This is a genomic window from Rhodomicrobium udaipurense JA643 (genome assembly GCF_000636015.1).
GTDB classification, from domain to species: domain Bacteria; phylum Pseudomonadota; class Alphaproteobacteria; order Rhizobiales; family Rhodomicrobiaceae; genus Rhodomicrobium; species Rhodomicrobium udaipurense.
Genome location: NZ_JFZJ01000029.1, coordinates 1 through 17115, shown reverse-complemented (window position 1 = coordinate 17115; position 17115 = coordinate 1). Strand labels below are relative to the sequence as shown.

Genomic DNA, 17115 nt, shown 5'->3' with positions numbered 1-17115 from the left:
TCGTCAGATGATGATGAAGATTCATGATGGGATAGGGTTGAGCGCCACCGATTTGGTTGGCCACTTGAACTGTGGGCACCTTACAGCGCTCGATATTCAGGTCACGAACGGCACACTCGCCAAACCGATCCATTGGGACCCGCTGCTTGAAATCCTGCGGGAGCGCGGATTCCGGCACGAGCAGGCGTTTATCGATCACCTGAAGGCCAGCGGGCTGGATGCGGTGACGATCGAAGGCGTCGATAATTCGGACACGAGCGTCAATGCAACGCTCGACGCCATGAAGGGCGGCCGCGAAATCATCATCCAGGGATCGCTGCGCAGCGGCCGCTGGGCCGGCCGCGCCGATATCCTGCGCCGCGTCAGCATGCCGAGCGTCTTCGGCGACTGGTCCTACGAGGTAACAGACACAAAGCTCGCGCGCGAGACCAAGGGCGGCACCGTCCTGCAGCTTTGTCTCTATTCAGAGATGCTGGCTGGCATGCAGGACTGCCAGCCTGAGTTCGCGCACGTGGTCGCCCCGTGGACTGATTTCGTGTCGCACTCTTATCGCACCGCGGATTTTGCCGCCTACTTCAGGAAGGCGAAAGCGGCGATCGAACGCGTGACGGACGGGCAGCTCGGCCCGGACACCTATCCCGAACCGAACGATCACTGCGATGTCTGCCGCTGGAGCGAGACCTGCGACAAGCGGCGGCGCACCGACGATCACCTCTCCTACGTGGCTGGTATATCCCGCAACCAGATTACAGAGCTGCGGGAGAACGGCGTTAATACGCTGGCGGGGCTTGCGACGCTGCCAACGCCGCTGGCGTGGAAGCCGAAGCGCGGTGCAGTTCAATCCTACGAGAAGGTCAAGAGTCAGGCCCTCATTCAGTTCGAAGCCCGGGAATCCGGTCAGCGCCGCTATGAGCTCCTGAGTGTCCAGCCGGAACTGGGGCTTAGCGCGCTCCCGGCGCCGTCACCCGGCGATATCTTCTTCGACCTCGAAGGCGATCCCTTCGTCGGCGAGCACGGCCTTGAATACCTTTTCGGTTATCACTTCCGCGATGAGAGCGGCAATGCCGCTTACCGCGCCGACTGGTCGTTTGACAGGACCGAAGAAAAGGCCGCTTTCGAGCGGTTTGTCGATTTCGTCATCGAGCGAAAAAAGACCTGCGCCGATCTGCATATCTATCATTTTGCGCCATACGAACCGGCGGCCCTGAAACGCCTGATGGGCCGCTACGCATCCCGTGAAAACGAGATCGACGACCTGCTGCGCGGCCTCGTTTTCGTGGACCTTTACAGCGTCGTGCGCAACGCGCTGCGGGCCAGTGTCGAAAGCTATTCGATCAAGCGGCTCGAAGCCTTCTACGGTTACGAAAGGGTGGTCCCGCTCAGCGATGCAAATATCGCGCTCGCTTCGCTTCAGGCCGGGCTGGAGCTTGGCGACCATCATTCAATCTCATCCAGGGACCGGGACATCGTCCAGGGCTACAATCAGGATGACTGCGTTTCCACGGAAGCGCTCCGCAACTGGCTGGAGACGCTCCGGTCCGACCTTGTAGCGCAAGGCGCCAACGTACCGCGCCCGGCGCCCGGCCAGGACGGACCGAGCGAAGCGATTTCAGAGAGGCAGGAACGGGTCAACAGGCTGGTGGAGCGTCTGACAACCGGCATCCCGGTCGACCCCGCACAGCGCAGCGAAGAACAGCATGCGCAATGGGTCCTTGCCAATATTCTCGACTGGCACCGCCGCGAAGATAAGGCAACGTGGTGGGAACATTTCAGGCTGAAGGCGCTCAGCGCCGATGAACTGATCGATGAGCGGGTCGCACTGTCAGGTTTGACGTACATCACCGAGCTGCCGAAAGTCGGAAAGGTGCGAGTACCGACGCATCGATATGCGTTCCCGCAGCAGGACACCGACATCCGGGCCGGCAAAGACCTGCGTGCCGTTGGAGGTGACAAGCTCGGCGAAGTCGCTGCGATTTCCCCCGAGTCCAGGACAATCGACATCAAGAAGACAGGCGCGTCGGCAGACCTTCATCCCGAGGCCATCTATGTTCACGAGATAATTCCATCGAAGGAGCAGGCCGAATGCCTGCTCCGTATCGGGGAGCACGTCGCCGATCACGGCATCGCAGGTCCCGGTCCCTACCTCGCGGCGAGAGACCTCCTCCTGAGAGTCCCGCCTCGCATCAACGGCGATGCCATTCAGAATGAAGGCGAGACGACGCTCGACGCAGCACTTCGGCTTGCCGGCCAGTTTGAAGGCGGCGTGCTGCCGGTCCAGGGTCCGCCCGGCACGGGGAAATCCCACACGGGCGCCCGCATGATCTGCAGGTTCGTTCAACAGGGCATGAAGGTCGGAATCACGGCCAACAGCCACAAGGTGATCCGCAACCTGCTGGATAAGGTCCTCGAAGCAGCCGAGGAAATGAAACTGGATCTCTGCTGCGTCCAGAAGGCTAAGGAAAAAGAGGACGATCAACCGCGTCTGAAGTTTGCCAAAGACAACAAGGAGCTGTTCGGGAAGCTGGCCTCCGGGCAATACCAGGTGGCGGGCGCGACAGGGTTTCTATGGTCTGCGGCCGATGCGCAGGACGTTCTCGACGTTCTTGTCGTCGACGAAGCCGCCCAGATGTCCCTCGCCAATGTGCTGGCCGTATCGCACGCCGCCAAACGGCTCATTCTGCTCGGCGATCCGCAGCAGCTCGATCAGCCGACGCAGGGAACGCACCCTGACAGTACAGGCGTGTCCTCGCTGGAGCATGTGCTCGGCGGCAGTCAGACGATCGACCCGGATCGTGGCCTGTTCCTCGCTGAAACCTGGCGCATGAACCCACCGATCTGCGCGTTCGATTCCGAGCTCTTCTATGAGGGCAAGCTCCACCCCGTGGCAGGCTGCGAGAAGCAGGTCATACTGTCCGACGGACCCATAAAAGGCTCCGGCCTTCGCTACGTCCCCGTCGAGCACGCCGGCAACAAAAGCTATTCGGTCGAAGAGGCCGGCACCGTGACGCAGATCGTGATGACGATCCTGAATGGCAACACGCGCTGGATCGACCGCGATGGCATCGAAAGACCTGTCACGCTCGACGATATCGTCGTCATCACGCCCTACAATGCGCAGGTCTTCGAGATTCAGCAGCGCCACCCGGGCGTGCGTGTCGGCACTGTCGATAAGTTTCAGGGGCAGGAAGCGCCCATTGCCATCTATTCGATGGCGACATCCAGCCATGCCGACGCCCCGCGTGGCATGGAATTCCTCTACAGCGCCAATCGCTTCAATGTCGCGGTCTCCCGTGCGAAGTGCATGGCGATCCTTGTCTCATCCCCGGAGATTTTCGAGGCCGAATGCAAGACCCCTCGGCAGATGCAGCTCGCCAACGCGTTCTGCCGCTATCTGGAAATGGCTGAGGCGTTGCCGGCATAGCGGAGGCGCTATCGTCCGGCGCCGCCGATTTCTAGCCATCATTTTGTTGGTGCGAAGCAGGACCTACCTATCACGCGCCCTGTCGCGATCATGCCCGCTGGCAGGAAAGCCCTGCTCATGCCGGCCCTTATCTTCCGAAATCCGTCTGCTCTTCGCTGACTCATCCTTTTGGTGCGCTCCGCCTGGTGATCGGCTCCTGCCATGGCGCACACAGGCATCTGTCGCTTTAGGGTCGGACACGCACACACAATAGACCGCGTCCGACAACAACAGCTCGGGACCTTCTTCGAACAGCCATGTTGTCGGCTGGGCGTCCTTTTCGTCACCGCGCTTTCCCACGGTTACATGCTGGGTCCGTCCATCGGGATCAGGGCGCTCGATCAATATTTCATCCGGGCCGAGCTCGAAGTGCCGATGCGCCAGATGGATCGCGAAACGCTTCAGCTTGCCGTGCCGGGCGAGCGCATCGCGGATTTCCTGCAGGCAGGCAAGATCCTCGTCATCAAGCGGCGGCGCGTCCTGAAGCTCCGGCAACACCGACCATTGCATGGGCTGATTTCGGCTCCGTGAGCACGCGTGCAGATCAAAACAACACGCTTCGCGCTCAATGTCACCGCCACTTCGGTCTTCAGGACAACAATGACCAGTCTATGACCTGGTCAATCCAGGGTTCGTATCACTGCCATCAACGAATCTGGGCGGCTGCGGAAGCGGCAACGGGGTTTGTTTCCGTGAAAATCGCCTCGATCTCAGCCGCTTCCCGGTCGGTCAGACCGGCGAATTCACGTTCGCGCGCGCGCTTCGACAGCGTCCCGCCATTCTGGCGCAGGAAGCGGAACAGCAGGTCGAGCAGCCGGTCCGGCATGTCGGCAATATTCAGTACGCGCGCTTTGAATGTGTCGTAAGCCTTCAGAAAAGCGGTTTCTGCCGGCAGATCGACGTCAATTGTCCGCGCGACGCAGGAGAACAGGAACTCGGCATGTGGCGTGGCGTCGAAGTAGCGGTAAAAGTCGGCAGTGTCGTTCAAAACCTCGACGTTGTTGCGATCGGTCGGCCGCCAGCGAACAAGCGGCAGCATCCTTTGCGAGTAGCTTTCGAGCGTGCGCCGGTACTCTTCGATCCGGTCGAGAATAACAGCGGACACTGGAAACACGACACCGGGCGGATTGAATCCACGCTCCGCCAGAACATGATGGATCAAAAAGCGATGCAGTCGTCCGTTTCCGTCTTCGAAGGGATGGATATAGACAAAGCCGAAAGCGAGCAGGGCTGCCGCCAGTACAGGGTCCAGCGCCGGCGCGACCATCCTGTCGAAGGCGGTGAGGCCATCCACCAGACCGCTCAGGTCTTCATGCCGCGCGCTGATGTGATCGGGGATCGGCGCGCCGGTCGTGCGATCATGCTCACCGACGAACCCGCCTTCGGTGCGTAATCCCAGATGAACGAAACGCGCATCGCCGATAACAATCCTTTGCAGGCGTTCGAGCTCGGCCCGGTCGACCGGGCGCCGTCCGGCTTCCGCAATCACCTGGCCCCAGCGCTGGATACGATCTTGCGGCGGGTCCTCGCCTTCGATCTCGAAGCTGGACCGTGAATCCTTCAGCAGCAGGAACGCCGCCGTCCGTGCCAGCAGATCGGCGGGCACGCCCGCCACCAGCGCGCGCGCTTCCCCGGCAAGGTTTCTGGTGACGAACGCCTCAAGGGTGGGCGTCCTGAAGATCATCGGACAAAAGGCGGGCGTGCCCGGAAGGTTGTTTTTGACGCGGTGGCGCGTGGATGTGACGCCGCCTGCTGCCCATTGCTGTTCGGGGTCGACGATGAGCGCATAGGCGCCGCTGGCCGCGTCCGGCAGGTCGAGGCGGGCCTGCATCAGCCATTCGTAGAGAAACCAGACGCGGCGCGCGAACGAGCCCGTCGGTGCTGCCCGGACGATATCGGCGACAGGTTCAGGCCCGGTCGCCCTGAACAGGGTCTTGAGCACGCACAGATCGAGCCCCTCATAGCGCAGGGCGAATGTCAGGTGGCCGGCCAGGTCGGCGTGCGGCGTGTGGCGGGGCGTGAAGATCCGCCAGCCTTCCGCCTCATAGATTTTATGGCGCTGCCCGATGGCGGCCAGCCTCAGCGGCACGGGCACGGCAAGGCGATAGGCATCGATCAGGGCGGCATACCCTGCGGGCAGCGCCTCCTCCGGAAGCCTGCGGTCATGAAAAACGGTAACCGGGCCTGAAAAGTGATTCTGGGGATCGTGACCCATGAAAATCGATACCCTGCCGTGAAAATTGAACACTACCCCCATAATCACATGAAAATGGATGACATTCAATGAAAACAGCTTACAAATAGCTTGCTAGCCTGAATTTCGATAACCACCCAAAAAGCTGGTGAAGCCAGGAAGATCGGCATGATGACCAGCCAACGGCCAGGAAATTCGGGAGGCCCTTCGGGCACACTGCTGCCATGGCCAGGGTTCCGCACCATACAGGGCAGCAGGCAGACGGCGTTACCCAGACGTGGCGCGTCGTCGACGATCTGCCTTTGCACCCTGCCGTCGCTGCGGCGGAGCTGGATGCGGTCGAGGCCTTCCTGATGCCACTGCTCAACGCGATTATGTCGAACGCGGCAGGCGAGGCGGATGGTGCTTCGCCGGCCCCGTCGCAAAACCGGCGCGCGGACTCACAAAAGCTTCAAACATCTGGACGATATCGCCGCTAAACGGGCACGCCGATGACCATCACCACTAAAGAGGAAAGCGGCCAGGTCCCTGGCAAACGTGCGGCGCTCTATCTGCGCGTTTCGACCGGCCGTCAGGCCGAAGCCGATCTTTCGATCCCGGACCAGCGCCGGCAGGCGGCTGCCTTCTGCGCGGCGCGCGGCTGGGACGTGGTGATCGAATTCACGGAGCCCGGCGCGAGCGGCATGGATGACCGCCGGCCTGAACTGCAGCGGCTGCTCGACATGGCAACGCAGGACGCGCCGCCTTTCGATGTCGTGATCGTCCACTCCTTCAGCCGCTTCGCGCGCGACCATTTCGCGCTGGAGTACCATGTCCGGCGTTTGCGCAAGGCAGGCGTCCGTCTCGTCAGCATCACGCAGGACCTCGGCGACGACCCGATGAGCGTGATGGTGCGCCAGGTCTTCGCCCTGTTCGACGAATACCAGTCCAAGGAAAACGCGAAACACACGCTCCGTGCCATGCAGGAAAATGCGCGCCAGGGCTTCTGGAACGGCTCGAAGGCGCCCTACGGCTATGCCGTGGTCGCCGCCGAACAGCGTGGAGCGAAAACTAAGAAGCGCCTCGCCGTCGATCCCGTCGAAGCTGAAGTCGTGCGGTTGATGTTTCGCCTGTTCAGCAAGGGCGACGGCACGTCCGGCCCGCTCGGCGTGAAGGCCGTGACCTGCTGGCTCAACGAGCGCGGCTACCGTACCCGCGTCGGCGCCCGCTGGGGCATCGGCCCGCTCCACCAAATCCTTACGCGCCCGACTTACAAGGGTGAACACTGCTTCAACCGCAAGGTCTGGAAAACAAGGAAAGCGAAGCCCGAGTCGGAACAGATCGGCGTCGCCGTCGATCCGATCATTGACGCCGCAACGTTTGACGCTGTGCAGGCAGCCCTCAAGGCGAGAAATCCGCGGGTGATGCCGCCGCGCGTCGTGACGGGCCCCATTTTGCTGACCGGCATCGCCACCTGCGCCAGCTGCAACGGGGGCATGACGCTGCGTACAGGGAAGTCAGGGCGCTATCGGTACTACACCTGCGCCACCTGCGCTCAGCAGGGCAAGTCGGCCTGCAAAGGCCGGTCGATCCCGATGGAAAAACTCGATAGGTTTGTGACCGAGCGGCTGGCTGAGAGACTGCTCACGCCGGAGCGCGTCAGCGAGCTGCTCGCCGGTTTGATCCAGCGGCAGACTGCGAAGGACGAAGATCATGGCGCGCGCCTGTCGGCCTTGCGGGCCAAAGTCACCGATGCCAAAGCACGCCTCGACCGGCTCTACGCCGCCATTGAAAGTGGTGCGGCCGATCTCGCCGACGAGACGCTGAAGGATCGCATGGGTGCTGTCAGAACCGAGCGCGACCTCGCACAAATAGCTCTTGATCGCGCCGTCGCGGAAAACAGCCCGCTGTCCCGCATCACGGACGACAAAATCGCCGCCTTCGTTGCAGTGATGCGCGCCAACGTCCTGACCGGCGACACGCCGTTCCGGCGCGCCTATATCCGCTCGGTCATCGATCAGGTGGAAGTGGACGACGAGGAAATCCGCATCATCGGCCGCCGGACCACGTTGGAACGTCTGGTTATGGGCGGCGGGGCTGCCCCGGCGGGAGTGCCCAGTTTTTGTTCGGAAGTGGCGCGCCACTTCAGCACAGAACTATGAACGCCGAACGCCGCCGATTGCACGCTTGAAGCAGCGACGGGCGTGGGCAATAGTTCCGACTCGATTCAATGATGCGATCCCCTGTCGGCGACCTCAACCCGTGGGCCAGGGCGCGCAGATGGTCTCGGCGGTAAGCCACCATTCTCCAGCCTCAGCCATTCGTGTTCGCCCGCTCGGCGCCCTCCTGCCGGCGGCATGCGGGAAGGACGCAGTCTTGAGCCCGAGGCCGAAGCCTCCGAGATCCTTCGACCCGCGCTTTTTCCGTGGATCGGTCGCCCCTGGCGCACGGCCGCAATCACCTCGGCCTCCGCCATGCCCCGCCCGTTGTAGACGATGACAAGGACCGGCATGCTGCGGCTCATGCCGCAGAAGATCTGAATCTCGGTTGCGTCGGCGGAGAAGCAGGTGCCGCAGTTGACGTTGCTGTCGAACTTTTCCTGCCAGAATTCCCTAGGCGGCGAACTGCCTTCCAATGACACAGGTACCTCGCACAGCTACTGGAGACACTTCGCGGCTGCTTATGATTCTTCGCTCTCGGGAATTGGATCTAACGATCAGGTGATATTTCTTCGATCTTTGTTTTCCATGCTGGTTCTGCGGGCTTTTCTTGCCTTCCAGGCAATGCGCAAAACACAACGGATACGCAAGAATTATAAAAAAACCCGCGACTTGCGCCGCGGGCCCCGTGTTTCAATCGCTCTGGCGTGGACTTAGTAGTCCATGCCACCGCCCGGCATCGCCGGCATCGGAGAGTCCTTCTTCGGCTTCTCGGCGATCATGGCCTCGGTCGTGATCAGGAGGCCAGCCACGGAAGCGGCGTCCTGAAGCGCGATGCGAACCACCTTCACCGGGTCGATGACGCCAGCGGCAACGAGGTTCGAGTACTCGCCGGTCGCGGCGTTGTAGCCGAAGTTGTAGTCGCTGTTCTCAAGAACCTTGCCGGCGATAACCGCACCGTCTTCGCCCGCGTTCGCCGCAATGGTGCGGATCGGGGTCTGGATCGCGCGACGGACGATGTTGATGCCCGCCTTCTGGTCTTCGTTCTCGCCCTTGAGGCCTTCAAGCGCGGAGATCGCGCGGAGCAGAGCCACGCCGCCGCCCGGAAGGAAGCCCTCTTCCACGGCCGCGCGGGTCGCGTTGAGCGCGTCGTCGACGCGGTCCTTCTTTTCCTTCACTTCGATTTCCGTCGCGCCGCCGACGCGGATCACCGCGACGCCGCCCGCGAGCTTCGCAAGACGCTCCTGGAGCTTCTCACGGTCGTAGTCCGAGGTCGTGTCTTCGATCTGGGCCTTGATCTGATTGATGCGGGCCTCGATCTCCTTCTGGTCGCCGGAGCCATCGACGATGGTCGTGTCGTCCTTCGTGATGGTGATCTTCTTGGCGCGGCCGAGCATCGTGATGTTCACGTTCTCAAGCTTGATGCCGAGGTCTTCGGAGATGAGCTGGCCGCCCGTCAGAACCGCGATGTCCTGCAGCATGGCCTTGCGGCGGTCGCCGAAGCCCGGAGCCTTAACGGCGGCAACCTTGAGGCCGCCACGCAGCTTGTTGACGACGAGCGTGGCGAGAGCCTCGCCTTCGACGTCTTCAGCGATGATGAGGAGCGGGCGGGCCGACTGGACGACGGCTTCGAGAACCGGCAGCAGCGGCTGGAGGTTGGACAGCTTCTTCTCGTAGATCAGGATGTACGGATCGTCGAGATCGACGCGCATCTTCTCGGCGTCGGTGATGAAGTACGGCGAGATGTAGCCGCGGTCGAACTGCATGCCTTCGACGACTTCGAGTTCGAAGTCGAGCGACTTGCTCTCTTCAACCGTGATAACGCCCTCGTTGCCGACCTTTTCCATCGCTTCGGCGATCTTGGCACCGACTTCGACGTCGCCGTTAGCGGAGATCGTGCCGACCTGCGCAACTTCGGAAGACGACGTGACCTTCTTCGCCTTGCTCTGGAGATCCTTCACGACGGCTGCGACAGCGATATCGACGCCGCGCTTGAGGTCCATCGGGTTCGCGCCGGCGGCGACGGACTTCGCGCCTTCCTTCACGATCGCCTGAGCGAGAACGGTCGCGGTGGTCGTGCCGTCGCCAGCGATGTCGTTGGTCTTGGAGGCGACTTCGCGCACCATCTGCGCGCCCATGTTCTCGAACTTGTCTTCAAGCTCGATTTCCTTCGCGACCGTCACGCCGTCCTTCGTGATGCGCGGCGCACCGAAAGACTTGTCGAGCACCACGTTGCGGCCTTTCGGGCCGAGCGTAACCTTCACGGCATCAGCGAGGATATCGACGCCACGGATCATGCGTTCGCGGGCGTCCTGGCCAAAACGTACGTCTTTAGCAGCCATTGATCATGACTCCTTAAATGAGAGTGAAACTTTGAAAGGGATAGTCTCGGGCTACTACGCGGCTTTCTTCTTCTTGCCGCCGCCTTCGTGACCTTCGAGAATGCCGAGGATGTCGCTCTCTTTCATGATCAGAAGGTCTTCGCCGTCGATCTTGACTTCGGTGCCGGACCATTTGCCGAAGAGAACGCGGTCGCCTTCCTTCACGTCGAGGGCAACGAGCTTGCCTTCTTCGTTACGGGCGCCGGGGCCAACGGCGATCACTTCGCCCTGCTGAGGCTTTTCCTTAGCCGTGTCCGGAATAATGATGCCGCCCTTGGTGCGCTCTTCTTCTTCGAGACGGCGCACGACGACGCGGTCATGCAGGGGCCGGAACTTCACTGACATGTGTATCCTCCTCAGACGACAAATCTGGATCGTAAAATGTGTGGGTGCGGCATATGAGCTCGCGTTTACCCTGCCGCTGAGATAGTCTGGAACTGTTAGCACTGTCAAGTGGCGAGTGCTAATTTGGAGCGGGGGCTTTAGCAAAAGTCTAGGATGATGAAGCGGATTTGACGAAATCTCGTCATAATAGCGGTGCATCCGATGTGGCATGCCACACTGCGGCGCGCCCGGGGCGAATGTCCCGAGTTTAAAGGGGACCATTTCAATGACCGATATTCTTGCAAAAGACGTTAATTCGAATTCGGCGCAGCCTCCTTTCGCGGGAGATGGGAAGAAACCTGACGAAGAAAAGAAGCGTCGCGGCGGAATCTGGCTCTGGATCCTCGCGGTTCTGCTTTTTCTCGCGGCGCTGGTCGAAGGCGCGATCCTTTACGCCGACCGGGCAGCCAAAAATGTCGAGGCCACGCCCGCGCCTCAGCCTGTGGTGGCTGCTCCGCAGCCGGTAGTCGTTGCTCCGCAGCCCGTCGCCGAGAAGCATGCGCCCAAGGAAAAGGTCGAGAATGCCTATTTCTTCCGCATTGACGGCAAGGACGCAGAAGGCCGCACGGCATCGTTCGATTATATCATTGTCACCAACGATTATACCTGGGTGAAGGGAAGCACGACCGAAGTCGTTTCCAATGATACGGTCATCCCCGAAGAGGAAACGGCCGACCGGATCATCACGCCGAAGGTCAAGGAGTCGTTTGCCAGCGCACTCGACCTTATCGCCGTCGGTTTGGCCTCACGCGAGGGCGACCGCGAGGCGGAAGAAGCGCGCGCGCTTGCCCGTGCTCAGACGGTCGCAGGATGGATTTCCAAGGTGTCGGACGCTTCGATCCCGCTTTGGACGCTCACTCTCGGACAATACGACAGGGACGCCTGCAAGGCGCAACAGGACGCGGACTCGAGCTATGAGCGGCCGGTTCTCCTCGCGAGCGTGCGCGCAAGGGCAGACGGTGTGAACCTGACGGAAGCCTTCGCCGACGCTCTCACCGGGCATGACAACCTGCCAAGCCGCAATTGCTATTCGCAATTCGATCTTGTGAAAATCCGCTGATTACAACGTCGTGCCGCAAGTGAGGCGCGGTGGTCGATGGGCTTCCTTGCGTTGGCTCGCACTCGATTTGACGCAGAGCCGATCTAATTCAGGCCGGGCGCGCCGCCGCCCGGCCTTTCGATGTGCTAATGCTCTGGCGCAAATTTTGGTACACATTGCTGAACGCTCTCAAGCATAATGAATACGCTGCGAGAGTGCCTGGCAACCGATTGATTCTAATGTATTTTTTAATTTTGCATTCGATGACGGTGCCAACGCCGGGAGATGTAAAATCCACTGCAACGGCGACGTTTTTTCAACAGGTTGGCTTGGTGGAAGGGCCTGAAAGTACCCACCTTTCCCCAACCTTGCAGCCGCATTGTCACGATTCATCTCGTCAGCAGCGAAAAGTCTCGCTATTCGCAGGCACTTAACGTTTCGGCTCTGGCCCGATCCTCCTACCAAGGCTCTTCATGGATTTCCTGCCGACGACCATGGCCGGTCTCAAGACCGGGAAACTGGTATTGACCGCCTTTCTCGCGGGCGCGTTGTCAGTGCTTGCCATGGCGCCGTTTCACCTTTGGCCGGTGTTGTTCCTGACCTTTCCGCTGATGATCTGGGCGCTCGATGCTGTCGCGATCCGCGATGACGAGCCGACGCTTCTTGACAATTACGTGAAGCGTCTCAAGAGCGCCGCGTTGCTCGGCTGGGCCTTCGGCTTCGGCTACTTCCTCGCCGGGATCTACTGGATCGGCTTCGCGTTCTACGTCGACGCGCAACGCTACGCGATCCTTATGCCGTTCGCCGTGGCCGGGCTTTGCGCCGCGCTCGGCCTGTTCTACGCGGTCGCGGCGGTGCTCGCAGCGGCGATGTGGCGGCGTGGCTATGCGCGTATCATCGGATTTGTCTTCGCATTTTTCTGCGCGGAGGCTGCGCGCGGGTACTTTTTCACCGGCTTTCCATGGAACCTGTTCGGCGAGGCGCTTGCCGCCGACGAAGCGCCGATGCAGATGGCGGCCTATATCGGCGTGTACGGTCTGACGCTCGCCGCGCTTTTCATCTTCTCAGCGCCTGCCGCTTTGATCGCGGCACCGGCGGCTCGCTTCAACAGGCTTCCCGCTCCCGCCGTGGTCGCCGCCTTGACGCTCGCGGCATTCTACGCGGTGGGTGCGCAAAGGCTTGAGCAAACTGTCGGCGATGTCCCCGGCGTTCGTATCCGCATCGTTCAGCCAAATATTCCGCAACAAGAGAAGTGGAAGCCGGAAAATCGCCGATGGATCTTCGACCGCGCGCTCCAGTTGAGCCGCAGCGGTACATCTGGAGAAGACATCTCCGCTTTCACGCATGTCGTCTGGCCCGAATCTTCCGTGCCGGTGCTGTTCGCCTTCAATGATCAGATTTACAGCGACGAGGTGCGGGATGCGCTTGCGGCGCTCATTCCGGGCGGAACATCCCTGATAATCGGCGCCGAGCGCGCGGAGGGGAGCCTCGACCCGGACGGCCGCCACCGCTTCGACAGAGCTTTCAACAGCTTATTTTTGTTGGGGAAAGGGGCCGAACTCAAGGCCGTCTACGACAAGATTCATCTCGTCCCGTTCGGCGAGTATGTGCCCTTCAGAGACGTTATGATGAAGGCAGGTTTTTCCGCTTTTTCCCACAGGTTGGACGGTTTTGAGGCGGGGGCGGGGCCAGCGCGGCCGATCGAGACCCCACAGACGGGGCCTTTTCTCCCGCTGATTTGCTACGAGATTATCTTTCCCGGAAGAACGGGAAGTCTGCCAAAAAGGCCGGAATGGCTGGTCAATGTCACCAACGATGCATGGTTTGGACAGTCCACCGGACCATATCAACACCTTCATTTAGCACGCATTCGAGCCGTGGAAGAAGGCTTGCCGGTCGTCAGGGCAGCCAATACCGGAATTTCGGCAATCATTGACCCTTTTGGCCGCATTTTGGACAAAATAGATTTGGGTAAAGCTGGGACAATTGACCACAGCTTGCCTCATGCATTGCCAATAACCTTCTATCAAAAACTGAGGATGCAGTCCTTTATTGCGTTATTTTTCTTCACGCTTCAATTTTATCTGGCTATGGTTGCGCTCGCAAAGGTCGGATGATTCTTAATTCCCAAACTGGTTGGCGAATCTTGCGTTTACGAGAAAAACGTTTTGGCGATGTCTCGGAACGGTTCATAAGCAGATAAGAAGAAGCTTGACGGCTCGTTCACGCATAACTACAACTTTTAGGTAGTGGGAATAGTCATACGGCTGAGTGCGTACAACTTAAAGATGGCGGAGAGAGATGGGGCGGAATATGGGCATGGTCGAATCATCGGTTTCGATATTGGCCGATAGCGACGAGATATATGAAACCGCGGGGCGCAAGCCGAATCCGGTGGATATTCATGTCGGCAGCCGCGTGCGATATCGTCGCATGATCATCGGCATGAGCCAGGAAAAGCTGGGTGAGAAAATGAACCTCACATTCCAGCAAATTCAGAAATACGAAAAGGGTACCAACCGGATCGGCGCAAGTCGCCTCTTCCAGCTCTCGAAAATTCTGGAAGTGCCGGTCGGCTATTTCTTCGAAGACGCTTTTGCTCACAGCGCCCCGTCGAGTGCAAGTCACGGCCTCCACGAGCCGGAGCAAGAGGGATTTCTTCTCGATTTTCTCAATTCCCGTGAAGGTCTCGAACTCAACAAGGCATTTGCCAAGATACAGGATCCGAAGGTGCGGCGGCGCGTCATAGATCTCGTAAGGGCCTTGTCAGAGGAAAAGCCTGAGGCTAAGGAAAGCCAGCCGGGAATTGCGAACGATCTCGGCTAGCATGGCGCTCCGCCATGCATTCCAGGCAAATCGTGCAAGGATTGGAACGAGGCAGTGTCTCGCAATAGCTATCATTTCACAAGCGAATCGGTTTCCGAGGGGCACCCTGACAAGGTCTGCGATCAGATCTCGGACGCGATTGTCGATCTTTACCTCGCCGCCGATCCGCACTCGCGGGTGGCATTGGAGACTCTCGCAACCACGAACAGGGTGGTTCTCGCGGGCGAAGTCCGAGGACCGTCTTCCGTCACCAGCGAGAAGCTGATCGAGACGGCGCGCGACGTGATCCGCGACATCGGCTACGAGCAGGAAGGCTTCGATTGGCGGAACGCCGAAATCGTATCCTACGTTCATGCTCAGTCGGCCGACATTGCGCAAGGCGTCGATGCGGCGGGCAACAAGGACGAAGGCGCCGGCGACCAGGGCATCATGTTTGGCTATGCCACGCGTGAAACCGAAAGCTTCATGCCGGCGCCGATCTATTACGCGCACCGCATCTTGTTCGAGATTTCGAAGCTGCGCCGGTCTGGACAGCTTCCTGAGCTTGGCCCCGATGCCAAGAGCCAGGTTTCGCTGTACTATGAAAACGGCAAGCCCGTGCGTGCAACGTCCGTTGTTGTTTCCACGCAGCACGCCGAGGACGCGACCCAGGAACGCATTCGCGACATCGTCGGCAACATCGTCAGCGAGGTGCTTCCGGCGGGCTGGATGTGCCCGAAGGAAGAATTCTACGTGAACCCGACGGGCCGCTTCGTGATCGGTGGACCCGATGGCGATACCGGCCTCACCGGTCGCAAGATCATCGTGGATACTTACGGCGGTGCTGCCCCGCATGGCGGCGGCGCGTTCTCCGGCAAAGACCCCACGAAGGTGGACCGTTCCGCTGCCTACGCGGCGCGCTACGTCGCGAAGAACGTCGTCGCGGCCGGTCTCGCAGACAAGTGCACGTTGCAGCTTTCCTACGCCATTGGCGTCGCCAAGCCTCTGTCCATCTACACTGACCTTCACGGTACGGGCAGCGTGGACGAAGGCAAGCTTGAGGCTGTGATCGCCGAAATCGTGGACCTGAGCCCCCGTGGCATCCGCGAGCGCCTGCAGCTCAGCCGTCCGATTTATCAGCGGACCGCGAGCTACGGCCACTTCGGTCGCACGCCGACCGATGACGGCGGCTTCTCATGGGAGCGGCTGGATCTCGTTGAGGCGCTGAAAGACGCGCTGAGCTGAGCGTGACGAAAGTTGATGACGCGCCGTGCGGGGAAACCGGCGGCGCGGCGCATTTCCCGGAAAGATGGCCTAGATCATTTGGCCGCAGAAAGGGTAGAACGCTCTCTCTGCGGCAATCGGCGTTGCTTGTCGAAGGGCTGCAAAACCGCTCGATCGATGTCAGCCAGCCGCTGGATGCTTTGGCGCTGAAGCGGCTCTTTCCCGACAGCGTGCAGGATATCTGGCTAGAAATCGGGTTCGGCGGCGGCGAGCATCTCGTCTGGCAGGTCGCCAACAATCCGCGTGTCGGGGTTATCGGCGCGGAGCCCTACTTGAACGGCGTCGTGTCGGCGATGGATGCGCTCGTCACGCGCGAGCTTACCGAACGCGTTCGTGTTTACGCCGACGATGTGCTCGCCTTGCTTCGGGGGCTGCCGCCCGAGTGTCTCTCGCGCGCCTTCATGCTGTTTCCCGACCCGTGGCCCAAGAAGCGCCACCGCGAACGGCGGCTATTTTCAGCACACCTTCTCGATAAACTCGCGCCGCTACTGCGCCCAGGCGCCGAATTTCGATTTGCCTCCGATATCGATGACTATGCCGAGGCTGCCATCGAAGCGGCGCGCTCACACCCCGCCTTTGACATCGCGCGGGTTTTCACGACCGACAACCGCGACACGATGCCGGATTGGCCCGTAACCCGCTACGAGGAGAAGGCGCGGAAGCAGGGGCGCGGCGCGACGTTTCTTGTTCTTCACCGCGCGATTTAAGACGCCTTCAGAAATGTTTGGCGCGGCTTTAGCCCGGCGCATGTAAAACTTACATATAATTGATTCAATCGGGAGCGGGATGCATCCTGAGATGGGCTGGCTATCTATACAAGGGCCATGTCATCGAGGGGGCTGTGAGTGATGCTGATCGTGGATCGCTCTTTGGCAACAATTGCCGACGAACACTTGGAGAAGCTCGCCAATATTGGCGTTGACGTATTCGACGAGTGGTACGCTAAAGCTTGGCGATAGGCTCGTATTTCAAGGGTCGCTTGTTTCTCATCGTGTTATGCCAAGGAGGGGCGCTGCATTACCTCGACGGCTGTAGCGGGGTGAAGGATCTCGACGTCTGGAGATTTTTCGCAAAGAGCGGTGAGGCGAATTTCCCGAACTTGACGAGATGGGTCCGCGATTTCGGGCCATCTTCCCTTGGACGGCATCCGGACGACGAAGGCTTGTCGTGTCGTCGTGTCGTCGTGTCGATGTGATGGGGCGAGCGGTCAACATCGTAGAAGATCGAGACGCTGTCAGGGCGGTGTGCGCTTGGCTGAAAACCAGTGGTGGGCGCTCACCTTGGCACCTTCGCCAGAAAGCCGTTGTCGCCATTTGGCCATCGAACCTCCGAGGGATAGTCATTTGGCCGGGATCTCCCGAAGATGACAGAGTCGTTTTCGATTCGCTGGGATCAAGCTGATCTCTGATTTGTCTTCTCTCGCACACCTA

At 60.3% G+C, this 17115-nt stretch carries 12 protein-coding genes; 8 read left to right on the top strand and 4 right to left on the bottom strand.

The features are described from left to right. Positions 1–7: 7 nt before the first annotated feature. Positions 8–3421, top strand: a complete 3414-nt coding sequence (locus T281_RS06530) for a TM0106 family RecB-like putative nuclease (RefSeq protein ID WP_338053298.1) — start codon at positions 8–10, stop codon at positions 3419–3421. Positions 3422–3484: 63 nt separating this feature from the next. Here T281_RS06530 and T281_RS18695 read toward each other — a convergent pair whose 3' ends face one another. Both T281_RS18695 and T281_RS06520 read right to left on the bottom strand, forming a co-directional pair. After that, complete coding sequence (locus T281_RS18695; protein ID WP_155955134.1) at positions 3485–3970, bottom strand: hypothetical protein; 486 nt, start codon at positions 3968–3970, stop codon at positions 3485–3487. Positions 3971–4106: 136 nt separating this feature from the next. Then, positions 4107–5675: a Fic family protein gene (locus T281_RS06520; RefSeq protein WP_052037186.1), complete on the bottom strand. Its 1569-nt coding sequence runs from the start codon at positions 5673–5675 to the stop codon at positions 4107–4109. 203 nt (positions 5676–5878) lie between these two features. Between T281_RS06520 and T281_RS06515 the strand changes: the two genes are divergently transcribed. Continuing rightward, positions 5879–6133, top strand: coding sequence for a hypothetical protein (locus T281_RS06515; RefSeq protein ID WP_037236042.1), 255 nt, complete (start codon positions 5879–5881; stop codon positions 6131–6133). 12 nt (positions 6134–6145) lie between these two features. Beyond that, positions 6146–7795 (top strand): recombinase family protein, encoded by a 1650-nt coding sequence (locus T281_RS06510; protein ID WP_052037185.1) that lies wholly within the window; start codon positions 6146–6148, stop codon positions 7793–7795. Between the two features lie 710 nt (positions 7796–8505). On the opposite strand, the gene groL is transcribed toward T281_RS06510, so the two are convergent. Then, positions 8506–10134 (bottom strand): chaperonin GroEL, encoded by a 1629-nt coding sequence (gene groL / locus T281_RS06505; RefSeq protein ID WP_037236039.1) that lies wholly within the window; start codon positions 10132–10134, stop codon positions 8506–8508. Between the two features lie 54 nt (positions 10135–10188). Beyond that, positions 10189–10512, bottom strand: a complete 324-nt coding sequence (gene groES / locus T281_RS06500) for a co-chaperone GroES (protein ID WP_037236086.1) — start codon at positions 10510–10512, stop codon at positions 10189–10191. A gap of 271 nt (positions 10513–10783) precedes the next feature. Between groES and T281_RS17525 the strand changes: the two genes are divergently transcribed. The 5 genes from T281_RS17525 (at position 10784) to trmB (ending at position 16392) form a co-directional block, all read left to right on the top strand. After that, positions 10784–11617 (top strand): hypothetical protein, encoded by an 834-nt coding sequence (locus T281_RS17525; protein ID WP_052037184.1) that lies wholly within the window; start codon positions 10784–10786, stop codon positions 11615–11617. A gap of 452 nt (positions 11618–12069) precedes the next feature. Further along, a complete protein-coding gene (gene lnt, locus T281_RS06490) occupies positions 12070–13713 on the top strand; it encodes an apolipoprotein N-acyltransferase (protein ID WP_052037183.1) in 1644 nt (547 codons plus the stop codon). A 202-nt stretch (positions 13714–13915) separates the two neighbouring features. Then, entirely contained in the window at positions 13916–14422 is a 507-nt protein-coding gene (locus tag T281_RS06485; RefSeq protein WP_052037192.1) for a helix-turn-helix domain-containing protein, read from the top strand. A 54-nt stretch (positions 14423–14476) separates the two neighbouring features. Continuing rightward, positions 14477–15646, top strand: coding sequence for a methionine adenosyltransferase (gene metK / locus T281_RS06480; RefSeq protein WP_037236037.1), 1170 nt, complete (start codon positions 14477–14479; stop codon positions 15644–15646). Between the two features lie 2 nt (positions 15647–15648). Then, on the top strand, positions 15649–16392 hold the full coding sequence (gene trmB, locus T281_RS06475) for a tRNA (guanine(46)-N(7))-methyltransferase TrmB (protein ID WP_081796642.1): 744 nt from the start codon (positions 15649–15651) through the stop codon (positions 16390–16392). Positions 16393–17115 lie beyond the last annotated feature (723 nt).

Excerpts from the sequence above, each read along its gene's own strand:
- T281_RS06530 (WP_338053298.1), top strand. The coding sequence starts at position 8 with ATGATGATGAAGATTCATGATGGGATAGGGTTGAGCGCCACCGATTTG.
- T281_RS18695 (WP_155955134.1), bottom strand. The coding sequence starts at position 3,970 with ATGCAATGGTCGGTGTTGCCGGAGCTTCAGGACGCGCCGCCGCTTGAT.
- T281_RS06520 (WP_052037186.1), bottom strand. The coding sequence starts at position 5,675 with ATGGGTCACGATCCCCAGAATCACTTTTCAGGCCCGGTTACCGTTTTT.
- T281_RS06515 (WP_037236042.1), top strand. The coding sequence starts at position 5,879 with ATGGCCAGGGTTCCGCACCATACAGGGCAGCAGGCAGACGGCGTTACC.
- T281_RS06510 (WP_052037185.1), top strand. The coding sequence starts at position 6,146 with ATGACCATCACCACTAAAGAGGAAAGCGGCCAGGTCCCTGGCAAACGT.
- groL (WP_037236039.1), bottom strand. The coding sequence starts at position 10,134 with ATGGCTGCTAAAGACGTACGTTTTGGCCAGGACGCCCGCGAACGCATG.
- T281_RS17525 (WP_052037184.1), top strand. The coding sequence starts at position 10,784 with ATGACCGATATTCTTGCAAAAGACGTTAATTCGAATTCGGCGCAGCCT.
- lnt (WP_052037183.1), top strand. The coding sequence starts at position 12,070 with ATGGATTTCCTGCCGACGACCATGGCCGGTCTCAAGACCGGGAAACTG.
- T281_RS06485 (WP_052037192.1), top strand. The coding sequence starts at position 13,916 with ATGGTCGAATCATCGGTTTCGATATTGGCCGATAGCGACGAGATATAT.